At 60.5% G+C, this 20,184-nt stretch carries 20 protein-coding genes and 4 pseudogenes; 11 read left to right on the top strand and 13 right to left on the bottom strand.

Annotation, left to right across the window (positions count from 1 at the left end; all coding sequences use genetic code 11):
- Window positions 1-14: 14 nt before the first annotated feature.
- From QO034_RS21045 to QO034_RS21010, 8 genes are all read right to left on the bottom strand, one after another.
- Window positions 15-1,535, bottom strand: a complete 1,521-nt coding sequence (locus QO034_RS21045; RefSeq protein ID WP_284487487.1) for a M20 family peptidase — start codon at window positions 1,533-1,535, stop codon at window positions 15-17.
- A 193-nt stretch (window positions 1,536-1,728) separates the two neighbouring features.
- Window positions 1,729-3,033, bottom strand: coding sequence for a serine hydrolase domain-containing protein (locus QO034_RS21040; protein ID WP_284487486.1), 1,305 nt, complete (start codon window positions 3,031-3,033; stop codon window positions 1,729-1,731).
- Between the two features lie 177 nt (window positions 3,034-3,210).
- Window positions 3,211-3,966, bottom strand: a complete 756-nt coding sequence (locus QO034_RS21035; RefSeq protein WP_284487485.1) for an enoyl-CoA hydratase/isomerase family protein — start codon at window positions 3,964-3,966, stop codon at window positions 3,211-3,213.
- Between the two features lie 78 nt (window positions 3,967-4,044).
- A complete protein-coding gene (locus QO034_RS21030; RefSeq protein ID WP_284487484.1) occupies window positions 4,045-4,821 on the bottom strand; it encodes an enoyl-CoA hydratase-related protein in 777 nt (258 codons plus the stop codon).
- 134 nt (window positions 4,822-4,955) lie between these two features.
- On the bottom strand, window positions 4,956-6,548 hold the full coding sequence (locus QO034_RS21025) for an AMP-binding protein (RefSeq protein WP_284487483.1): 1,593 nt from the start codon (window positions 6,546-6,548) through the stop codon (window positions 4,956-4,958).
- A 27-nt stretch (window positions 6,549-6,575) separates the two neighbouring features.
- Complete coding sequence (locus QO034_RS21020) at window positions 6,576-7,028, bottom strand: MaoC/PaaZ C-terminal domain-containing protein (RefSeq protein ID WP_284487482.1); 453 nt, start codon at window positions 7,026-7,028, stop codon at window positions 6,576-6,578.
- Between the two features lie 52 nt (window positions 7,029-7,080).
- Window positions 7,081-8,295, bottom strand: coding sequence for a CaiB/BaiF CoA transferase family protein (locus QO034_RS21015; protein ID WP_284487481.1), 1,215 nt, complete (start codon window positions 8,293-8,295; stop codon window positions 7,081-7,083).
- On the bottom strand, window positions 8,279-8,566 hold the full coding sequence (locus QO034_RS21010; protein ID WP_284487480.1) for a hypothetical protein: 288 nt from the start codon (window positions 8,564-8,566) through the stop codon (window positions 8,279-8,281). The genes QO034_RS21015 and QO034_RS21010 overlap by 17 nt, the downstream gene beginning before the upstream one ends.
- A 170-nt stretch (window positions 8,567-8,736) precedes the next feature.
- Between QO034_RS21010 and QO034_RS21005 the strand changes: the two genes are divergently transcribed.
- The 3 genes and pseudogenes from QO034_RS21005 (at window position 8,737) to QO034_RS20995 (ending at window position 11,295) form a co-directional block, all read left to right on the top strand.
- Window positions 8,737-10,515, top strand: a complete 1,779-nt coding sequence (locus QO034_RS21005) for a hypothetical protein (protein WP_284487479.1) — start codon at window positions 8,737-8,739, stop codon at window positions 10,513-10,515.
- 69 nt (window positions 10,516-10,584) lie between these two features.
- A pseudogene (locus tag QO034_RS21000) lies at window positions 10,585-10,791 on the top strand (transposase); the annotation flags it as partial.
- 315 nt (window positions 10,792-11,106) lie between these two features.
- Window positions 11,107-11,295 (top strand): hypothetical protein, encoded by a 189-nt coding sequence (locus tag QO034_RS20995; RefSeq protein WP_284487478.1) that lies wholly within the window; start codon window positions 11,107-11,109, stop codon window positions 11,293-11,295.
- A gap of 28 nt (window positions 11,296-11,323) precedes the next feature.
- Here the strand turns inward: QO034_RS20995 and QO034_RS20990 are convergent, their stop codons facing one another.
- On the bottom strand, window positions 11,324-12,469 hold the full coding sequence (locus tag QO034_RS20990) for an enolase C-terminal domain-like protein (protein ID WP_284487477.1): 1,146 nt from the start codon (window positions 12,467-12,469) through the stop codon (window positions 11,324-11,326).
- A 337-nt stretch (window positions 12,470-12,806) separates the two neighbouring features.
- Here QO034_RS20990 and QO034_RS20985 point away from each other — a divergent pair.
- From QO034_RS20985 to QO034_RS20960, 7 genes and pseudogenes are all read left to right on the top strand, one after another.
- Window positions 12,807-12,977, top strand: a pseudogene (locus QO034_RS20985) (integrase core domain-containing protein); the annotation flags it as partial.
- Window positions 12,978-13,306: 329 nt separating this feature from the next.
- Window positions 13,307-13,867, top strand: a complete 561-nt coding sequence (locus QO034_RS20980) for a FecCD family ABC transporter permease (protein ID WP_284487476.1) — start codon at window positions 13,307-13,309, stop codon at window positions 13,865-13,867.
- Window positions 13,822-14,298 carry a glutathione S-transferase C-terminal domain-containing protein gene (locus QO034_RS20975; RefSeq protein ID WP_321170031.1) on the top strand — a complete coding sequence of 159 codons (477 nt, stop codon included), beginning with the start codon at window positions 13,822-13,824 and terminating at the stop codon, window positions 14,296-14,298. Before QO034_RS20980 ends, QO034_RS20975 begins: the two co-directional genes overlap by 46 nt.
- 116 nt (window positions 14,299-14,414) lie before the next feature.
- A pseudogene (locus tag QO034_RS20970) lies at window positions 14,415-15,328 on the top strand (pirin family protein).
- A gap of 30 nt (window positions 15,329-15,358) precedes the next feature.
- Complete coding sequence (gene wrbA / locus QO034_RS20965) at window positions 15,359-15,952, top strand: NAD(P)H:quinone oxidoreductase type IV (protein ID WP_284487475.1); 594 nt, start codon at window positions 15,359-15,361, stop codon at window positions 15,950-15,952.
- Between the two features lie 52 nt (window positions 15,953-16,004).
- Window positions 16,005-16,541 (top strand): transposase family protein, encoded by a 537-nt coding sequence (locus QO034_RS23465; protein ID WP_456115101.1) that lies wholly within the window; start codon window positions 16,005-16,007, stop codon window positions 16,539-16,541.
- A 133-nt stretch (window positions 16,542-16,674) separates the two neighbouring features.
- Complete coding sequence (locus tag QO034_RS20960) at window positions 16,675-17,757, top strand: ISL3 family transposase (protein WP_456115100.1); 1,083 nt, start codon at window positions 16,675-16,677, stop codon at window positions 17,755-17,757.
- Window positions 17,758-17,897: 140 nt separating this feature from the next.
- Here QO034_RS20960 and QO034_RS20955 read toward each other — a convergent pair whose 3' ends face one another.
- Together QO034_RS20955 and QO034_RS20950 are read right to left on the bottom strand one after the other, a co-directional pair.
- Entirely contained in the window at window positions 17,898-18,398 is a 501-nt protein-coding gene (locus QO034_RS20955) for a LysR family transcriptional regulator (protein WP_284487474.1), read from the bottom strand.
- Between the two features lie 313 nt (window positions 18,399-18,711).
- Window positions 18,712-18,891: pseudogene (locus tag QO034_RS20950) on the bottom strand (integrase core domain-containing protein); the annotation flags it as partial.
- A 59-nt stretch (window positions 18,892-18,950) separates the two neighbouring features.
- On the opposite strand from QO034_RS20950, the gene QO034_RS20945 reads away from it, so the two are divergent.
- Complete coding sequence (locus QO034_RS20945) at window positions 18,951-19,205, top strand: hypothetical protein (protein WP_407696798.1); 255 nt, start codon at window positions 18,951-18,953, stop codon at window positions 19,203-19,205.
- 14 nt (window positions 19,206-19,219) lie between these two features.
- Here the strand turns inward: QO034_RS20945 and QO034_RS20940 are convergent, their stop codons facing one another.
- Both QO034_RS20940 and QO034_RS20935 read right to left on the bottom strand, forming a co-directional pair.
- Window positions 19,220-19,540, bottom strand: coding sequence for a type II toxin-antitoxin system RelE/ParE family toxin (locus tag QO034_RS20940; protein ID WP_284487473.1), 321 nt, complete (start codon window positions 19,538-19,540; stop codon window positions 19,220-19,222).
- 5 nt (window positions 19,541-19,545) lie between these two features.
- Window positions 19,546-19,788, bottom strand: coding sequence for a type II toxin-antitoxin system ParD family antitoxin (locus QO034_RS20935; RefSeq protein WP_207077562.1), 243 nt, complete (start codon window positions 19,786-19,788; stop codon window positions 19,546-19,548).
- Window positions 19,789-20,184 lie beyond the last annotated feature (396 nt).

Genomic DNA, 20,184 nt, shown 5'->3' with positions numbered 1-20,184 from the left:
GCAACTGATGCGCCCTACAGATCGTCGAGGTTCTCCATGATCTGGTAGAAGAACGCGATCGTCTTGGCGTATTCATCCACCAGGATCCGCTCGTTGACCCCGTGGAACCCTTCGAATTCCTTCATGGATTCAAGCTGAATGCCGGTGATAGTATAGACATCGGGGGCAAAGAGCCGGGCTTGGAAGTGCTTGGAATCCGAGCCACCGATCACGAAGAACGGGGCGACGACAAGGTCATTTCCCCAGATCTGGCGAATGGTCTTTTCGAGCGCCTTGTAGCCCGGCCCTTCCGGGTCCGCCATGGCGGTCGCGGGTGTTGAGGCGGAGATGTCCCTCACGGTGATCCGATCATCGCCGATGGCCTTCTTGACGTGTTCGATGATCACCTCGGGCGTATCGCCCGGCATCGGCCGGAAATTGACAACCGCTGTCGCGGCGGGCGGCAGCACGTTGTCCTTGATACCCGCGTTGAACATGGTGACCGCAATCGTAGTCCGTATCATGGCCCGGGTGACCAGGTTGGCGGACATCATCTTGATGAATTCTTTCTCCTGATCGGTCATCTCGCCTTCCTTGCCGAAGGCGACCGCGGAGTAGAGCGGCTGAAGCGCCTCATCCAGTTCCGGCCCGAGATAGCGGTACTGATGCCGCAGGGCGGGATGGATGCGATAGGGAAACTGCGCGTCCTCCAGCTTGGTGATCGCTTCCGCGAGGATGCCGATATTTGACTCCGCAGGCGGCTGGGAGGAGTGGCCGCCGAGGGCATGGATGGCCAGTTCGAGGCTCACATAACCCTTCTGCGCGATGCCGATCAGAGCCGTGTTCTCCGGCAGGCCCGGGAAAATACCCGGGACCAGAGGCGCGGATTCGTCCATGACGAAGGCGAACCTTTCGATCCCACGTCCTTCCAGAACCTCCGCAATGTATCTGGCACCTTCCGGCCCGCCGACCTCCTCGTCCTGACCGAAGACGAAATACAGCGTCCGTTCCGGCTGCCAGCCTTCCGCGATCTTCATTTCAGCCGCTTCGAGGATGCCGTGGATCTGGTTCTTGTCATCCAGCACGCCGCGCCCCCAGATGTATCCGTCCACGACCGCACCCGAGAAAGGATCCTGTTCCCACTGGTCGAGCGAATCCGGCGGAACCGGCACCGCATCCTGGTGCGCGTAAAACAGCGCCGGTGGCAGGTCGGGGTTCTTGCCCTCCCACGTGTAGAGCAGGCTGTAGGGGCGCGGGTCGCCGAGGATTTCCCGCGTCAACGTCGTGTGGACCAGCGGATAGGACTCCTCGATGAAGGCGTGGTAGTCGTCGAATGCCTGGGTGTCGAAGTCGTCGCGATCCTGGTTCGAGATGGTGGGGAACCGCACCGCCCGGGACAGGCGCTCGGTCGCCCCTTCGATATCGACTTCAATCTCTACCCGCTCAACGCCCTGCATCTGGAGCGAAGGAAATTGCGTGTCTTGCGCATGGGGCGCCGTGGCAAACGTCGCAAATGCGAGCATCGAAATTGTCGAAGTGAAAAGCTTCAATTTCATGGGGTCGGTCCTTCTACGGTGTCCTATTGTTTGGTTGCACGAGTAATCATGCGAAGTCCATTTCACAGAGTGCTCGTGCCGCAAAACAAACTATTCCAACTCGCTCTTGAAGAACTTGCCGTCCTTCATGATCAGATCGAAGTTTGAGCCGGCTGAGCCGAGTTAGTCTCGGCCCGCCGGCGGTAATTAAGTCCTACTCGTCGAACAGCCCTGATGTCGCGATCTTGCGAGCGTAGCGGTGGCCGGAATGGTCGTCGTTGTTCACGTTGAAGTAGACGATGACGAGATCCCGAGACGGCGAGACATAAAGACCCTGGGTCATCAGCCCGCCTTTCCACATGTCCCCGTCAGGCCAGACGACGTCCCACTGGCGGCTGTTGGCGATGAAGTCGTCCGAACCGAGGAAATCGACGAAAACGGCGCCGTCAAAGCCGGCCATGACGAACTCGTGTGACCGCACCTCGCTACGAATGCGCGCGAGTATCTCGTCCGAGACCACCTGTTCGGTTGCGATCTTGTTCCAGCTGGGCGTGTAGAGCATGCCGAAGCGGGCGAAGTCGCGCAGGTTGCTCGAAACCAGCCCGTGCGCCGCCACGATGCCGTCCGGCGTCATGTGCATTTGCAACGCGCCCTCGGCCCCGACCTTGGACCACACGCGGCGGTCGAAGATCTGATGCCAGCGATCGCCCTCCACGTCTTCGGCCAGGAACACCAGCATTTGCGTCAGTCCGGACGAGTAACGGAAGGCTTCGCCGGGCTCTTCACGTTTGGGCGTGCTTCTGAGCACATCGCGCAGATTCTCGACACCCCGTGTCTCGTTCGGGAAGCCGAACTCGGATTCATACACGCGCCGCGCGATGTTGTCCGGGTCGAAACGGGACTCGCTGGTGTCCTCGAGGTCCATGCCCGTCGCCATGTCCATCACGTCCTTCACCGTGACGCCGTCCCAGGGGGTGCCCTGGAAATCGGTCATGTAGGTCGTGATCGGCGCGTTCTCGTCGATCTTGCCCTCGCTGATCAGCTGGTCGATGACAAGGCTGGCCGTGGGCTTCGCGGCGGACATCCAGAGATGGGAATCCTCGGGCCGCAGCCGCGGATATTTCTCGTAGACGATCTCGCCCTTGTGGACGACCATATAGGCCTGCGCGAAATCGGACTGCTCGAGAAACTCGTCCAGCGTGAGCGGACCCTCGAGATTGCTCTCGGACGTCAGCTCGGATTCTATCTCGCCAATCTCAGGCATCGGGTTGCTGGCGAGCGGCATGACGCCCGGGCGGGACGGCAGGATCGCAGTCGGCAGGAACTCGGAGGCGCGCACGTTGAAATAGGCGGACGGGTCACCGCCACGGAACAGCTCGTTATAGTCCGCGTTCCGCGTCGCCTCTTCGAGGGCCATCGGGAAGCCGTCGACGAATTCGTCCAGAGGCGTGCGATCCTGCGCCAAAGCGGCCGAAGCCGCCAGTAGCGCGAGGGAGGTCGTTAGTATCATGGGTCGCATGGTTCTGTTTTCCTGAGTTATCCAGTGTGGTCTTGCAGATGGCGCCGTCCTTCATGGTCGGGGCGCCGGGTCGATAAGCGTAAGGACCGAGAAATCTTCAGGCAGGGTCCAGCTGCCCTATTGGTGCCCCAGCTTCCCGCGGGATACCTGGTCTGACCGGGCGAAACCCGCCCGCGATTACCTGGCCTTCCAGTTCGGGGCCCGCTTTTCGGCAAATGCCAGGGCGCCTTCCTTGGAGTCCTCGGTCCGCATGAGGAATTCGAAGCTTTCCTTTTCCAACCTGACCGCCTGTTCCAAAGGCATGCCCAGGCCCTGCATGACCGTGGTCTTCATCTTCTGGACGGCAAGCGGGGCGCTTTTCACGATTTCGCCCGCGATCTGCCTGGACTTCTCGAGGAGCTGATCGGGCGAAACCACATGATTGACGAGGCCCAGCCGATAAGCATCCGCCGCGTCGATCCGGCCTCCGGTGTAAAGGAGTTCAAGTGCAGGCCCCAGGGGGATCACGCGCGGCAGTCGCTGGGTCCCGTGGCCACCGGGGATCCAGCCAAGCCGGATTTCGCCCGAGCCGAATTTGGCATCTTCCGTGCAGATCCGGATATCGGCGCCAAGTGCCTGCTCCAGCCCGCCGCCGTTGCAATGGCCTTGTATCGCCGCGATCACCGGTTTGGTCAGGGACAGCAACCGCGGATACAGGCGATCGACGAACCCTTCTGCATTGGGCGTCTTGACCCACCCGATGTCGGTGCCCGTGCAGAAGGCCTTCCCTTCGCCGCTGAGGATGCCCACCCTCAGTTCAGGGTCGCTTTCAAGCTCGTCCCAGGCATCCGCGATGGCATTGTAGGTTTCGCCATCACAGGCATTGTAGACTTCGGGGCGATTGATCCGCACGTGGATGATGCCGCCCGATTTTTCGACAATCACTTTGTCCATGTCTGTTCCTTTCACGCTCGATGTTGGGTGAGAGGGCGCCGGTTCGACAGGCCGACCGCGTCCACCCCCATCGCTGTCTCAGTACTTCGTGTAGTTCGGTTTTCGCTTCTCGGCGAAGGCCGCCATGCCCTCCTTCTGATCGGCCGTTCCTAAGAGCCCGTGGAACAGCCGCCGCTCGAGCTTCAATCCCGGAGCGAGAGGCGTTTCCGCCTGCTGGTTCACCGACTCCTTGCCCGCCAGCACGGCCAGGCGGGGATTGCCCGCAATGACCGATCCGATCCGGAGCGCCTCCTCCAGATGCGTGCCGTCTGGCACAACCTTGGTGATGATCCCCATGCGTTCAGCACCTTCGGCGCTGATCGTGTCGCCGGTCAGAATGAAATACATTGCCTTGGCCTTGCCGACGGCGCGGGTCAGGCGGGCCGGTCCACCGGCGCCGGGGATGACGCCAAGCGTGACCTCCGGCAACCCAAACCGCGCGGTCGTGTCGGCCACGATGATGTCGCACATCAGCGAGATTTCGGTGCCGCCTCCGAAGGCGAAGCCACGGACCGCGGCAATGACGGGTTTCCGCAGCTCGGCGACCTTGTCCATGTAGGCACCCAGGTCCGTGCGATAGGCGCTTTCGAAATCCTGAGACGCGATCCACTTCAGATCCGCGCCGGCACAAAAAGCCTTGTCTCCACCGGCAAGGACCATGCACCCGATGCTGTCGTTCGCATCGAACGCGGCCAACGCATCGGTGACTTCCATCGCCACCTGCTCGTTGAGTGCATTCAATGCATCGGGTCGGTCGAAGGTCACGATGCCGAGGTTTCCCCGGCGCTCGGTGATCATGAACTCGTAGTCGGCCATTTCTTCTTGCTCCAGTTGACGCGCCTGACCCGACCAGAACCGATGCGAGAAGAACGTTCAGCACGGCATCGCTCTCCCGGGGCTTTCCTTGGAAACGGTCCGTATCGCCAAAGAAGTTTCCCGGGGCACAGCATTCAGTCGGCCTCGATCTTTGGCAACCCGTCGCGTAGCTTGGCTTTGGCGACCCTGTCGAGGCTCGAACGCGGCAGATCCTCTTCGACGAAAACCGAGCGGGGCACCTTGAAGTCGGCCAATTTCGCTCGGCATTGGGCTAGGACCAGTTCGGTCAGCTCCTCTGCCGTCAGAGCATGGCCGGCATCAGTCAGTGTGACGAAGGCGACGGGGACATCGCCCAGCATGTAGTGCCTCTGCGCGACGACGGCGCACTCCATGATCAGGCCCGTTTCGAGAATAGCCGTTTCGATTTCCAGCGCCGCCACGTTCTCTCCGCCCACGCGGAGCATGTCCTTGTCGCGGTTGACGAAGAACAGCCAGCCTCCGTCGTCGATGCGGACGATGTCGCCGGTATCCAGCGCGCCGCTGGCGTCAAACGCTTCCTCGGTCTTCCCGGGCTGCTGATAGTACTCCTTGAAGAGCGACGCACCGCGCTCGCCACGGATATAGAGAAGCCCTTCCTCCCCCGGACCGGCCGGAGCCCCATCAGGCTTGCGCACCTCGACATCGTAATGCGGGAGCGGCCGTCCCATCGTGCCCGCGGGCCCCGGATGGTCCGCGTCGGTCATGATGGCGACGGTGCCGGTTTCGGTCATCCCCCAGAGCGCCATCGTCCGCGTGCGGAATTCGGCTTCTGCCTCCGGCAGATGGGCAAGCCCGATGAGGGTGTGAACCTTGTGCTCCGGCACGGGCCGCCCGCTGAGCGCCTTGAATGCGAAGGGGATCATCGACACCCAGGTGACGCCATGGGCGGCGCAGGTGTCCCAGAACCGCGAGGCCGAGAAGCTGGGGTGAACGACGACCGTGTTGCCCGCCCATAGGGCGGAGAAGAACGTCACCTGCGCGTTGGCATGAAAGAGCGGCAGGTACAGCAGCGTGACGTCCTCGCGCCGTAGCCGCAGGGTCATGGCCGTCGTCTTGCCGCCCCACAGGGCGTTCGCGTTGGTCCAGACGGTCGGCTTGGGCCGCGAAGTCGTGCCGGAGGTGAACTGGACGGCGAAGTTCCTTGTATGGTCGGCGGCCAGATCGGGCAGCGGGCCGTCCGAGAAGATCTCTGCAAGCGGTGTGGCGACAAGTGCATCGGCGTCGTAGTCGGCGGCGGGATCGCCGGTGACGATCATCGGCGTATCGGGGCCACAAGCCTCGCACACAAGTGGGGCAAGCGAGGGCTGCGTGATCGCAGCGGCGGGCTGCATCAGTTCGGCGAAATATGCCACGTTCTCCGCCACCGAACGGGTGTTGGTCGTCACCGGCACCGCGCCGACATAGGCGCAGCCCAGCCACGCGCCGAGGAACTCGGGCGCGTTGTCGTGGTGCATCAGGACAAAATCCCCGCCCCCCACACCCCGAGCATGCAGGCCCGCGGCGAAGCGTTTGGCCTCGTGCGCCATCTCGGCATAGGTCCAACTCCGCGCAGGCTGGTCGAAGGGCGCCCAGATCACGAAGGTCTTGTCCGGTTGGCGCTCGACCCATTGGTCGAGCAGCCAGGTGACGCTCATGCCGCGGAACGCATCGCCTTTTGAGGCAGCCGTGCTGTCGGATGGTTTGATCAATGCTCTGTCCTCGGCGTCTTGCGTCGCTCAGGTATTCTTCTTCCTGACGTAAAGAAGGTGTTCGACGAAACAGACCGTTTCCCCACGCTGGTTGGTGGTCGTCTCGGTCTGTGTCAGCACGCCATGGGTCGGTTGCCTGGCATCCTGCTTGTCGACAACCTTGACCTCGGTCTTGATCGTATCGCCAATGTAGACCGGTCCGGGATAGCGGATCTTGCCATAGCCATAGTTCATCACGTTGGCGTTCATGCCCTGCGACTGGAAGATCAGCCCTGTGCTGATGACGAACGTCAGGTTGCCATGCGCGATCCGGTGCTTGATCGGCTGCGAATTCGCGAATTCCTCGTCCGTATGGTGGGGCATGAAGTCACCGGAATGCATCGCGTGCATCACGATATCGGTTTCGGTGATGGTGCGACCGGCGGTCATGTAGGTGTCGCCAATCTCGAAGTCTTCGAAGAACTTGCTCTCATCAGCCATGTTTTGTCCTCAGTTGCTCGGTTGGAAGGGGGCAATGCGGGTTTCGGACCTGCTACTTCGGCAATCCCACCGCCTTTGCCTCCGCCATCGCCTTGATGTCCTCTTCGCTGAACCCAACGGCCCTGAGTTCAGAGACCGTGTGCTCACCCACAGTGGGCGGGTTTTGCGGTTTGACCTTCTCGTAGCCCTCTGCGTGGATCTGCATCGGGCTGTCGACGGTGCGGATACCATCTGCGCCCTCGACCTCCGGGAAACAGCCATTCGCGATCATGTGCTCGTCCCGGGTGTTTTCCTCGGTCGTTTGCGCAACGCTGAAATTCACCCCGAATTTCTGCAGGCGCTCCTTGACGACAGCGAGGTCATGCAGCCCGATGATGCTCTGCATCTCTTCGAACAGCGCCTTGGCGTTCAGCATTCGTGCCTGCGGAGTCGCGAAACGCTCATCCCCCTTCAGGTGGTCTGCGCCAAAGGCGTCGCGGAGATTGCCGATATTGTTCGGATTGATCTCCATGATGATGACGTATCGGCCATCCCTGGTCCTGAAACGGCCGCCGGAAACCGGGTTCGGCCATTCCTCAAGATCGTATTTCTGCATCGGCGGTGTGCCCACGAGAGCCGCCTGTGTCATGCAGGAGTTCGCCCACAGCCCGTTGTGCATCAGGGACGTGAAGACTTCGGATCCCTGGCCGGTCCGCTCCCGGTGGAAAAGCCCCGCCAGAACCGCGCCCGCCAGGGTCGACGCGGTCCCGAGGTCGCCGAGACCGACGGGCAGCGCCACCGGGCCACCATCCTTGGGCCGAAGCTCCTCCATGATCCCGGTTCGGGCATACCACGCTGTTGCGTCAAACCCCGGCGCGTCCTTGTCCGGACCTTCCTGACCGAAGCCGTTGATGGAGGCGTAAACGATCCTTGGATTGACCGCCTTGATGTCCTCGTAGGTGTGCTTCAGGGCCTTCTGAACCGGGTGCGGCGAGTTGGTCAGAAAGACATCGGCCGTCGCCGCCAGCTTGAGCAGCGCCTCCTGCGCTTCCGGTTTCTTCAGATTCAGAGCCACCGACTTCTTGGTGCGGTTCTGGATGTAGGTCGTCCATGGCACCTTGCTTGGCGGCAGGCCCGGCGTCATGTGTCCGTACCGCCAGGGATCGCCGCCAAGAGGCTCGACCTTGATCACCTCCGCGCCGAGATCGGCGAGGATCACGGTCGCATTCGGCGCGGCCGCCATCGAAGCGACCTCGATCACTTTTATTCCTTCAAGAATTCCGGCCATTGTCTTTCATCCCTTGTTGCAGCGGTCGCAGAAACGCTTCACGTGTCTTCCCCGATAGGTAGTCGAGAAACTCGTCCTGGAGCCGGTCGAATATCTTCTGATATTCGTCAGCGCGATCCGGAAGGTCCTTCCACCGATCACACGCGATTTCCGCCATCTCCATCTCTTCGCAGATGGATTGGAAATCGGCATCGTCGCGATGCAGCCTCTTGATGCCGAGTTCGAGGTCCGGGAACCGTCGCACAAGTGTCTGCAGATAAGTGGCGTCCATGCCCCCTCCGGAGCTGTTATGCCCGGAGCCTAGACGGAACCATGGGCGAAGCGGCACGTTGCAACATGTTGCAACGTAGGATCGCCCTGGGCCAAACAGCCGTGGCAGCGGCGAAATTGGCATGTTACGTATCAGCGGAATTTGCCGGAAAATTTATCTCAGGAAGGCACATGCCCCGCAGAAATGCCGACAGCCCGGAGTTGATCGACGATATCGAGGTCCGCCGGCAACTCGAACGAATTCTGGGATTTTCCCAACTGCAGGCGAATGCACGACGGCGCGAAATGCTGGCATTCATTGTGGATGAAGCACTTGCTGGTCGCGCGTCGGAACTGAAAGCGACAACCATCGCCATGGCGGTTTTCGATCGGGGAGCGGATTTCGACCAGCAAAGCGATCCGATCGTTCGGCTCGAGGCACGCAAGCTGCGTCGTGACCTTGATAATTACTATGCCGGCCCGGGCCGCACAGATCCCGTTCGGATCGAGGTTCCCAAAGGGCATTACCGGCCCAAATTTTCGCGTCAACTGGCTTTGGATCATGAGCACGGCGCGACAATGCCGACGGAGGCCGACGCGGCTGACCCCGCAGCACCCGAAATTGCCGACGCGCCCCGGGTCAAAAAGCTGCCAATTCCGTTCGTGGCGCTGGTAGCTATTGGCGTCGTTGCCTTAGTCGGCTCGGTCCTGTTCTGGGTCATGCAGCCCGATGACGAGGACCATTCTTACACCGACTTGCCATTCAGGGGCGCAAGCATTCTGGTTCAGCCCTTCGAGACGGCCAACCGCGATGCCGAGGCGACCTTGGTCGCCCGATTGCTGGCCCAAGACATCACCGGCGCTCTCTTGAAGTTTCCTGACATCCGCGCGCACACCACCTTGGAGACCGGGGAGAACGAGACTGAGGGGGCAACTGCGGTCCCACTCCCTGGTCGGACTCTTTACACGGTGCATGGGATCGTGTGGCGGGAAGAAAACCAGATGTTCGTCCGGGCCGAGCTTTCGCGAAATGAGGACGAAGAGGTTCTCTGGTCCGAGCGGTATTCGGAGAGCGACGGCGAACGTGGCATATCCGGCATCAGTGATGAGATTTCGTCCCAGGTCGCGGCCGCGATCGGTCAGCAATATGGAGTCGTGCGGAGTGAAACCCGCGATAGGCTTCTCGCTGAGACATCCGACCCGAGCCTCACAAGCTACGCCTGCATTGCACGCGCGACGGAATATCGGCGTATCCAAAGCAGGGATCTCTATTGGGACACGCGGAACTGCCTCGAGGAGACTGTTCAAAGACAACCTGAATTTTCGCGCGGCTGGGCAATGCTTGCCTACCTTCGCTTTGATGCGGCTCGTTTCAACTACGAGGAAAACCTGACAAGGGAAGAGGGATACGCGCAGGCGCGTGAGGCCGCGGCTCATGCCTTGACCCTGAACCCCAGAGATACGGATGCACTGAAAGCGATGTCGCATATCCTGCACTTCGAAGGAGATCTCGAGCAGTCGATCGATTATGCGCGGCGCGCCGTCGAGACAAACCCGAATGATCCTGAAACTGTCGGAAATCTCGGTGTCATGCTGGGGTATCAGGGTCGGTTTTCGGAAGCCAAGCCAAGCCTTGAGTTCGCAATCGAGCGCTCGATATCTCCGGCTCCAAGGTACTTCATGTTCATGGCGATGGCTCACATGATGAACGAAGGCTGGGACGAAATGCTTTCGGCCGCGACGTACTCCGCCGCCGACGGCAGCAGCATCAGCTACATGCTGCTGGCCATCGCCAATGCCAATTTGGGCAACGTCTCGGCCGCCAGAACGGACTACCTGAGACTGGCGGAGCGCTGGCCTCTCCTGGCCGAAGACCCCAGAGCCGCCTTAAGAATTTACAACGTTGACACGGCCCTCGTCGATGCGTTCGTCGCGGGACTCGACCGAGTGCGTGCCGTGGTATCGCAGTAGCAAGCTGTGAAGACTTGGGCCGCCCTCGTCTTGAGCCTGCTTGGGGAAACCTTCGTACAAAGGCATTGGGACGTCTGCGAAAGGCAACTCTCCAAGCTCTGCAAGGACATCGATGAAAGCGAACACGACGTACTGGCCTACATGGGCTTCCCATGTCAGCACCGCACCAAGCTTCACAGCACGAATCCAATTGAGCGATTGAACAAAGAGGTGGAACGCCGGGCCGACGTGGTCGGCATCTTTCCCAACGAAGCCTCGATCTCGCGCCTTATTGGGCTTTTAAAGCGCGCAATGTGTATCAGGGAAAAATGATTTTGGTCGAGCCGAATTCAACGGCTTTCAGGCCAAGTTAATCGTGGGGTCGCTTGCCGCTTGCATTTCCAGAATATAACTAATTGATATTAATAGAATAATTTCTCGTGAACTACGCGATCAGATGCTTCATCCAATTGATCTGCTATGAGCTATGTCTGGTATGGGCTTGGTCTGGAAAACACCGCTGAGCAGAAAAAAATCTGCGCGTGCGGGTAGGTGCGGGTTTGCGGCCTTCACGATCTGAGAGATTTGACCCACCCCTCCCCAGTCGAAGCCATGCGTGATGAACCTTCGAGCTTGGTTGGTGATCTCGTACCACCGCAGCCGATTGAGGAACTCGACAAGCTGACAGCTGAGAACCCGAAGGACACTCTAGGCGAGCTTCGGCAGTTCGGCGCATCGACCTTCGATAAGACGCGCATAGCGGCCATTGCATGGAAAATTTGGGCGAAAAGCCGTCGTTGAATCCCAAAAATCACATGTAGTCGGGCAGCTAGGTTGCAACTTGAAATCGTGCAACGGCCCGCTCGTCCCAAGCAAGACTTGTACCCGGGGTTTCGGCGATGGTCACATTCCCATTCTTTGGCGTGACCGGGCTCTGAAGAATGGCGTCCGCCCAGTTCACATACTCAAGGAAATGCCGGTTCGGAGCGCAAGCAAGCAGATGCGCGCTGATTTCGGGAAACAAATGGCTGGAAACAGGCAGGCCTTTGTGATTTGCGCGATCTGCCGCATATAGCCAGTTCATGACACCCCCGATCTTCATCACGTCCGGCATCAAATAGTCACACGCTTGCAGGCTCAATGCCCGGTCGACCTCCAATGGGGAGAACAGGTTTTCGCCAATCTGGATGGGTGTCGTGAGTCTTTCTGCCAGCGCCGCAGCGCCTTCAAGGTCGGCCGCGTGTAGCGGTTCTTCGATCCACACCAGCTGGAATTCATCCAGTGCAGTGCACCTCCCCAGAGCAGTTTCGCGGTCCATCGCCTGATTGTAGTCTACCATGAGACCGATCCGGTCGCCAATCTCACGACGCAGGGCTTCCAGCACCTCAATATCGGTTTGCAACGCGGGGTAGCCAAGGCGCAACTTCATATGGTCAAAGCCGTTGTCGATGAATCTGCCGGCCTCTCGTACTATAGCGCCAGAGTCCGACAGCCCCAAACCAGAACTCTCGTAGGCCTGGATCGGTTCTGCGACGCCTCCGAGCAACCGAAACAAAGGTTGCCCGTGCTGCTTCGCAATTGCGTCCCAGAGCGCCATGTCAAGAGCGGAGCGGGCCATCGTGACCAGGCCTGTGCCGCCAAAAAGCAGGAACTGTTGGTCGAAATGCGCGGAAAGCCTGACCGGGTCGCAGAGTTTTCCGGACACCATTTCGAAAAGCGCGCGGATTGTCTCCATCAGCGGCTTCAACATGTCCGGACGTGGGCTGAACAGGTAACTCACGCCGACCACACCTGACGACATTTCCAAGTCGATCAACACAACGGGAGCATGGGTCAATTGACCGCTGGCTGTATTCAGTGGCACGGGCAATGGCGGCAAGGCTGCGCGCAACCGGATGTCGCCGATCGTCATTTCAGCTTTGCCGAGGAGTGATTCATAGCGCGTCGCGCCAATCAGATCCGGAAAATGCGCCATGCGGTCCCCCTGGGTTCATATTGCGTCGTGGCTTGGCGGAATGGCATTTTTCGGGTCGTCGCAGATATCGCTTTCTCCAATCGCTCAATTGGAAATCAGGTCACCTGCAATCCACACCATTTCATCGCGCAGTCCCCTCTCCCGGCTTCCAACAGACGCCCGGAACAAGAGCGTCTTGGTCACCTATGAATAGATAGGCATGTCCCGGCCCACCGTCGCAATAGTTTCCGTCGCCCTTCGCCGGCAGGTACGGCACCGCGCAGCCCTGGCCCATCCAGCCGTCCCGCTCCAGCAAGAATATTGTCATTGGAGAAGCCAGAAACCTTCAACCTTTCTGTTCCGGGACGAACTGTTGAACGAAACGCTGTTCTCATCGCTGGCCGAAGCCCGAGAGAAAATCACCGCATGGAAGGAGGACTACAACCGACACATGCCCCACTCATCCCTGGGAAATCTCCCGCCGCAGGAATTTGCAAGGAAGTCGAGACTGGAAACCAAGGCCGCATGAAGTCAGAAATCAACCGACGGATTCTCCCCAAGGCGGGACGGAAGTCGAGTCTCAGGTCAAGGTCAAGAAAGAGACAATCCGAACGCTCCGGTTGCAGCACCAAGCCGCTTCCGCCCAAACTCGAACACAAACCGAACCAGAGCCTCCATTACGAAACGGCCTCAGAATAGCGCCAGTTGAACTCTCGGAGATGACGGACCGGACTGCCCGCGTTGCGTGAGTTTGTTTTCCCAGATCTAAATGTCCGCAAACGGTGGCTGGCCATCTGCGCCGCCACTGTTGTTTCTTGGGTCAGCGGGATTTGGGCAGACCAAACGCTCCTTGTGGCAATGACGGTAGCGCTGGTGCTGTCGATGGCGGTGGACGTGTCGCTGGGGCCGGCACGTTATGCGCTCGGGGATGTGTTGCAGACGCTTTTTGCGCCGGGCTCGGTGGAGGTACAGATGCGGGTGGTGGTCTGGGACATCCGGATGCCGATGGCCCTGCTGGCGGTGACCGTGGGGGCGAGCCTGTCGCTGGCGGGCGCGCAGATGCAGACGATACTCGCCAACCCGCTGGCCAGCCCCTTCACCCTGGGCCTGTCGGCGGCGGCCTCGTTCGGTGCGGCGCTGGCCATGGTGCTGGGCGTTGCCCTGTTTCCGGCTGCGATTGCGCTGATGGTGCCAATCAATGCCTTTGCCATGGCAATGGCCGCCTCCCTGTTGATATTCGGCCTGTCAAGCTTGCGGGGCGTAACGGTGGAAACCATCGTTTTGCTGGGTATCGCTCTGGTGTTTTCCTTCAACGCTGCGCTGGCGCTCTTGCAGTATTTTGCCTCCGAACAGGCTCTTTCGGCGGTGGTCTTCTGGACCATGGGCAGCCTGACCAAGGCCACCTGGGGTACCCGCTGATCAACAACGGCGTCTACCGCGCCGGTTTTGCCACCACTCAGGAGGCCTACGAAGATGCCTTCGACCAGTTATTCGATGCACTCGAAACGCTGGAGGTCCGGCTCGGCCACTCGCGCTACCTGCTGGAAGACCGGCTGACCGAAGCCGACTGGCGTCTGTTCACCACGCTGGTGCGTTTCGACGCTGTCTATCACGGTCACTTCAAGACCAACCTGCACCGGATCGAGGACTATCCGAACCTGTCGAACTACGTCCGCGACCTTTACCAGATGCCGGGCATCGCAGACACCGTAAGCCTTTGGCACATCAAGCAGCACTATTACGTCAGCCAGCGCACCATAAATCCGACGCAGATCGTGCCCAAGGGCGCGGAGCCGGATTTCGCACGCCCGCATGACCGCGGCCGTTTCACGCTGCGCAAGACGGGTTGACGGCCTCTATATACCCCCATCCGTGCGTCAACGCACAACGGGTGCCACATCATCGCCAATACGAAATCTGCCCTGATGTTCCCAAATCGGGGGTAAAAGGAAAAAAGGAGCGTCCCATGACCTTCAGACCCGTGGCTGCCACCAGCAATGCACAACCTGCAATCGAAGGTGCGGGCGTCCACCTGCATCGCGTCTTCGGATTCGGTGACCCGTCGCTGACCGATCCGTTCCTGATGATGGACGATTTCCGAAACGACGATCCCCGCCTCTACTCCAAGGGCTTTCCGTGGCATCCGCATCGCGGGATCGAGACGATCACCTATGTGCTCGATGGCCATGTCGAACATGCCGACTCGCTCGGCAACCGCGGCGTACTTGGCGCCGGCAGTGTCCAGTGGATGACCGCCGGGGCGGGCATCCTGCACCAGGAAATGCCCTCGGGTAATGAAAAGGGCCAGATGCACGGGTTCCAGATCTGGGCGAACCTGCCGTCGTCACTGAAGATGACGGTGCCGCGCTATCAGGACATTACGGGGAGCGACATTCCCGTCGAGGGAGATGATGACGGCACGGTGGTCAAGGTCATCACCGGCTCTTTCTGGGGCAAGACCGGCCCGGTGGACGGGATCGCTGCCAACCCGATGCTGCTCGATGTCTCGGTCCCCGCCGGGCGCCGCAAGGTACTGCCGGTGGACACCCGCTCCAATGCGCTGGCCTATGTCTTTGCGGGTTCGGGCACCTTCCGCGATGCCAGCGATCCCATCGGCATCAAGGTCGAGAAGGAATATCGCGGGCGGGAACTGAACATCCGCGACCAATCCGGCAACCGCACGCTGGTCCGGTTCGGATCGGATCGGGTGACGAGATCACGGTCCAGGCGGGCGACGAGGGCATCCGCTTTCTGCTGATGACGGGACGGCCGATCCAGGAGCCTGTTGCCTGGCACGGGCCTATCGTAATGAACACGCAAACCGAATTGCAGCAGGCCTTCCGCGAGCTCAACAACGGCACCTTCATCAAGCACGCTTGAAATCGACCCAACCCAGAAAAGGAAATCACAATGGCACAGCCCAGAATCGCAATCGTCTTCTACTCCACCTACGGTACCAACCACGCTGTCGCGCTGGCTGCCGCCGAGGCCGCACAGGCCGCGGGTGCCGACGTTCGCCTGCGCCGCATCCCCGAGACCGCGCCGAAAGAGATCGTCGAAGGCCAGGAGGCCTGGAAGGCGCAGCTCGACAAGATGAGCGACATCGCCGAAGTGACCGCCGAGGACATGGACTGGGCCGACGGCTACTTCTTCTCGTCGCCCACCCGCTTCGGCGTCGCCGCCAGCCAGATGCGCGCCTTCATCGACACGCTGGGCGGGCTGTGGGGTGCCGGCAAGCTGGCCAACAAGACCTTCACCGCCACCACCAGCGCGCAGAACCCGCATGGCGGGCAGGAGGCGACAATCCTCAGCCTCTACACGACCGCGATGCACTGGGGCACCATCATCGTCGCGCCGGGCTTTACCGACGAGACGATTTTTGCCGCCGGCGGCAACCCCTATGGCTTTTCGACCAATGCCGGTGGCCTGGACGATGCGGGTAAGGGGGCGGTCGCCCATCAGGCCAGGCGCCTGGTCGAGATGACTGCAAGGATCGCCGGCTGATCCGGGCCGCTTCCGCATCGCGGGAAAAGCGCACGACAGGTCATCCCTGCGCATGTTGCGACAGGGGTGGCCAGAGAGCGGCCCGCCAGGCGCGAGGCCGGCAGGCCGGGCATCTCGGAAAAAGAGGATCATCCTCATTTTGTGTGGCGCCACTATCCTGAGACTGGAAAATTCAGGAGGGCTAGTCATGATTTCGAAGCACCACTGGTCGCCCGGCAGCGATGTTTCGGTTCAAAGCGTTGAGCGAAGTGAATCCGGCGGGTGGATTGTATCGGGCAGTCTGACACCAAACGGCATCTGCCCAGACTGTGGATTGCATTCACCACGACGTCACGGCTGGCGGCGTCGGCGGCTGCAGGATTTTCCCGCGCATGGAGACGAGGTAACGGTTGATCTCGCGGTTTGCCGTTGGCGATGTTTGGCGCTCGCTTGCCCGCGTCGGACTTTCTCGGACCAGATCGCCTCGATTGCGCGTCCTTTTTGCGCGGCGCACCTCGCGTGTCGGGGAGATTGTCAGTCATCTTGGGCATGCGGCCGGCGGGCGGCCTGCCGAGCGGCTCTTGCACCGTTTGGGCCTTGGGATCAGTGATGACACGGTGCTCAGGCAGTTGAAGAAGCGTGCTCAAGGCACCGCCGAGCCGCCGACGGTCATCGGGATCGACGACTGGAGCTAGCGGAAGTCGCAAACCTACGACACGATCATTGTCGATCTGGAGCGTCGCGTGGTCATCGACATTATCGAGGATCGAGATGTCGTCACCTGCACCAACTGGCTGAAGCGACATCCCGAGGTAGAAGTGATCAGCAGAGATCGCTGCGGTCTCTACGCCCAGGCTACCCGGCAAGGGGCGCCGCAGGCGGAACAGGTCGCTGACCGTTTCCATATCGTGCAGAACCTGCGGCAGGCCATTGAGGAGCAGATGAACCTTCACGGCCGTGCGACCGGCAGGGCGCTGCTGTCCGACGCCGACAACTTCAACGCAGCCGGAAGCCTTCTGAAGTCCCGCCTTGCGCACAGGACGTCTCGGGAAGAGATTTTCACCACCATCCATGCGCTCCGAAATCAGGGGCTTACCTGCAGCGAGATCGGGCGACGGACAGGGTTCCCGCGTCGCAGCATCGCGAAATGGCTGCAGTTCGAGACACCACCGGACCGCAGGCGGGCAGCTTTGAAACTGACTTCGCCGTGGTACTTTGAAGAGTTCCTAAGCCAAAGTTGGAAGGACGGCATTCGAACTGGAAGCGCCCTTTTCAGTCTGATCCGAGAGCGTGGTTACGAGGGGAGTCTGACGCATTTACAGCGGCTGCTGGCGGGCTGGCGCAGAGCCGAAAAGCAAACGAAGGGCCCCGCCGTGGAGCACCAGATCCTGGAGCCGGTCCGGGACCCGGAAACGGGGCACGCGATCTCTCCGGTCATCGCGGCCGCGCTGTGCATCAAACCCCGCGGAAAGCTCACCTCGGATCAGGCGCGGAAAGTCGACGCTCTCAAGACCGGCTCTCCCGCCTTCGCAACGATGCGCAGCCTCGCCATGCGGTTCAACGGTATCATGCGTGGCCGCCAAGCAGCCCCGCTCCCTGCATGGATCGACGACGCGATCGAAACCGACCTGGCACCCATCGTACGCTTCGCCCGCACCTTGAACCGGGACTTCGATGCGGTCAAAAACGCAATCGAGATGCCCTGGAGCAACGGCCAGGCGGAAGGTCAGATCAACCGCCTGAAACCCCTCAAACGCGCCATGTACGGCCGGGCCGGCCCAGAACTGTTGCGGGCGAGAATGCTACCGTTCCGCCACACAAATTGAGGCAGAGCCCTTTTTAGGGCAACGCGCCAGCCGGCAACGGCGGAGGATGGAGCTGTGGGCCCGACCGGCCGAGTGGCAACCAAGATATGACGCGACATCTTGGCCCGTGATGTCGTTTGACGTGTTTCGGCCCCCGGGTATTACCCGGGGGCCGTGACGGTGCTCGCTGGATCGCTGCCGTCGGCCGGCGCCCTTATTCGCAGGACGACGTCGCAATCCTCGGAAGACAGGTCGACCAGGCGATCGTCGAGGGTCAGCGCTACCTCGATTTCCGGATATGCGGCCATGAAGTCTCGCAGCATTCGGGAGACCTGGGTGCACCCGAAGGCGATGGAGCATGAGACACGAAGGTGTCCTGAGGGTGTGCGGAACTGCATCGCCTCGTGGAGCGCTGAGTCCATGTCCTGAAGGATCGCGGCGGCGCGATGATACATCATCGTCCCGCTCTCGGTCAGCGACAGGCTGCGGGTCGTGCGCTTGACGAGCGTCGTTCCGAGCTGGGCCTCGAACAGGGACAGGCCCTTGCTGACCGCCGACGGCGTGAGGCCGAGAACGTGCGCCGCCTTCGAAATGCTGCCCATCTCCGCCACTTTGACGAAGAGCTCGAGCTTGGAGAACGAGTTTGACAGCCGCAATGTCATGGAATCCATCCCCCCAAGGAGTCGACAGTCCCCGGAGGACCACCATGATTCATTTGTTTCCAGTGAAGCTATCGCCCTGCCTATGCGGCCGCAACAGGGAGCCTTCGGGCACCTTTTTGACGGTCGGGACCCGCCGGCGCTCGAGATCAGGGCGCGACACCCTGAGCACTCCGTCGATCTTGGCCTGCGAGATCGTCGGAACTTTCGTCGCGTCGCGGAGAGAGGGGGCCGCCACGAAGGGCGCCGAACCCGCGCCGCGATGGACACCGTCACCGAGGCGCGCAGGACGAGGCGTGCTGCGCCGAGGTCGTCTGCTCTCGTGGCAGCGGTGGTTGTTGTAGTGGTCGACGAAGGCGCCGATCTGCTGTTCCAGGTCGCCGGGCAGGAAGTAGTTTTCCAGCAGAACCCGGTTCTTCATGGTCTGATGCCACCGTTCGATCTTGCCCTGGGTCTGCGGGTGATGCGGTGCACCGCGAACATGATCCATTCCCTTATCCTCCGGCGCGTCACGGTCGCGGGGCGACCGGTGTGGGACGGAAAGAACCCGACCCATTGCTCGCACTTGTTGCGATGTTCAGGCTAATTGGTCAAATCGCAAACGCCTGCACCGCCCCGGAACGGCCCTTCCTGCCCGAGCGGCCGGAAGACATTCGAGAATATACCGATCTGCTCCGTTCTGATTTCGAGGGCTACATCGCCAACATACAAGAATACTTCCGTTGCTTGGACGCCGAGCGCCAACGCGCGTTTCACGAGGCACAGGAGGTTAGCCGGGACTATGGAAGGCTTGTCGAGCTATTGAAATGAGAAAACGCATTGACCTAACCGCCGTCGAGATCCTCGTAGTAGACGAGCGCGGGCATGTTGCGGCGCTGGTGCACGATGCGCAGGATGACTGCCGCGCCATCCGCCGCATCTAGCCGCTTGTAGAAGATCACGTGACGCTGGCAGTTGACGGACCGCATCCCTGGGACAAAGAGACTCCTGTCCCGGCCCGCGTCGGGATCCCCGGTGATCCGCTCGAAGGCGGTGACCAACTGGCGGTAATAGACGAGCCATTGGTCCCTGCCCCATGTCTCGACGGTGTAGGTGCGTATCTCTTCAAGGTCGGCCCTAGCCCGACCGGAAAGCCGAATAATCATGTGGGTCAGCGATCAAACGCATCCGGTTCGAAGGCTTGGGCATCGAATTCGGCGAAATCCCCATTTTCGGCCAAGGAGGCTGCCATCTCGAGATCGGCCTTGAGGGCATAGAATTGCCGAGCGCCATCCTTCTCCATCAGCATCCTTACGCCGGCGCGCACGACTTCGCTCAGATTGGCGTAGGCGCCGGACTCGATCTGTGCCTGCACATATTTCTGCATCGGTTCGGTCAGGTGGACGTTTGGCATCAGACTCTCCAATCCATGCTCAATCATAGCAGATACTGACATAAATATTCAAGCTTATGTTCGATCACAACTTAGGCCCCAAAATAGGCTCGCTGCCCCCTCCTGTCCTTCTGCTCCCGGATTCCAGCCGGAGAACCGGGCCCGACAGTTCCCGATACTGCCCTTCCCGAAACCATGAATGCTGCGAAACGCCATTTGTGGGGCTGATGCGGTCTATTCTTCCGTGACCGCTTTCGTGGCCGCGTTGGAACACCACATTTGCTTTTTGTCACAAGTGTGAACCGGCATGCAAATTTGACCCCTGTATTGGGGTAATCGGCGTCCAAAAGTGACCCCCCTGATATTTCGTTTCAGAAGCTTCCTCAAAGGATTGAGGGAGCAATTTGGGGATGTTGG

The sequence above is a fragment of the Sedimentitalea xiamensis genome, from assembly GCF_030164465.1.
Classification (GTDB): domain Bacteria; phylum Pseudomonadota; class Alphaproteobacteria; order Rhodobacterales; family Rhodobacteraceae; genus Sedimentitalea; species Sedimentitalea xiamensis.
This window is presented reverse-complemented; position numbering and strand designations above follow the sequence as displayed.

Bases quoted from the DNA above. Each gene is read 5' to 3' on its own strand.
- QO034_RS21045 (WP_284487487.1), bottom strand. From the start codon at position 1,535: ATGAAATTGAAGCTTTTCACTTCGACAATTTCGATGCTCGCATTTGCG.
- QO034_RS21040 (WP_284487486.1), bottom strand. From the start codon at position 3,033: ATGCGACCCATGATACTAACGACCTCCCTCGCGCTACTGGCGGCTTCG.
- QO034_RS21035 (WP_284487485.1), bottom strand. From the start codon at position 3,966: ATGGACAAAGTGATTGTCGAAAAATCGGGCGGCATCATCCACGTGCGG.
- QO034_RS21030 (WP_284487484.1), bottom strand. From the start codon at position 4,821: ATGGCCGACTACGAGTTCATGATCACCGAGCGCCGGGGAAACCTCGGC.
- QO034_RS21020 (WP_284487482.1), bottom strand. From the start codon at position 7,028: ATGGCTGATGAGAGCAAGTTCTTCGAAGACTTCGAGATTGGCGACACC.
- QO034_RS21015 (WP_284487481.1), bottom strand. From the start codon at position 8,295: ATGGCCGGAATTCTTGAAGGAATAAAAGTGATCGAGGTCGCTTCGATG.
- QO034_RS21010 (WP_284487480.1), bottom strand. From the start codon at position 8,566: ATGGACGCCACTTATCTGCAGACACTTGTGCGACGGTTCCCGGACCTC.
- QO034_RS21005 (WP_284487479.1), top strand. From the start codon at position 8,737: ATGCCCCGCAGAAATGCCGACAGCCCGGAGTTGATCGACGATATCGAG.
- QO034_RS20995 (WP_284487478.1), top strand. From the start codon at position 11,107: ATGCGTGATGAACCTTCGAGCTTGGTTGGTGATCTCGTACCACCGCAG.
- QO034_RS20990 (WP_284487477.1), bottom strand. From the start codon at position 12,469: ATGGCGCATTTTCCGGATCTGATTGGCGCGACGCGCTATGAATCACTC.
- QO034_RS20980 (WP_284487476.1), top strand. From the start codon at position 13,307: ATGACGGTAGCGCTGGTGCTGTCGATGGCGGTGGACGTGTCGCTGGGG.
- wrbA (WP_284487475.1), top strand. From the start codon at position 15,359: ATGGCACAGCCCAGAATCGCAATCGTCTTCTACTCCACCTACGGTACC.
- QO034_RS23465 (WP_456115101.1), top strand. From the start codon at position 16,005: ATGTTGCGACAGGGGTGGCCAGAGAGCGGCCCGCCAGGCGCGAGGCCG.
- QO034_RS20955 (WP_284487474.1), bottom strand. From the start codon at position 18,398: ATGACATTGCGGCTGTCAAACTCGTTCTCCAAGCTCGAGCTCTTCGTC.
- QO034_RS20940 (WP_284487473.1), bottom strand. From the start codon at position 19,540: ATGATTATTCGGCTTTCCGGTCGGGCTAGGGCCGACCTTGAAGAGATA.
- QO034_RS20935 (WP_207077562.1), bottom strand. From the start codon at position 19,788: ATGCCAAACGTCCACCTGACCGAACCGATGCAGAAATATGTGCAGGCA.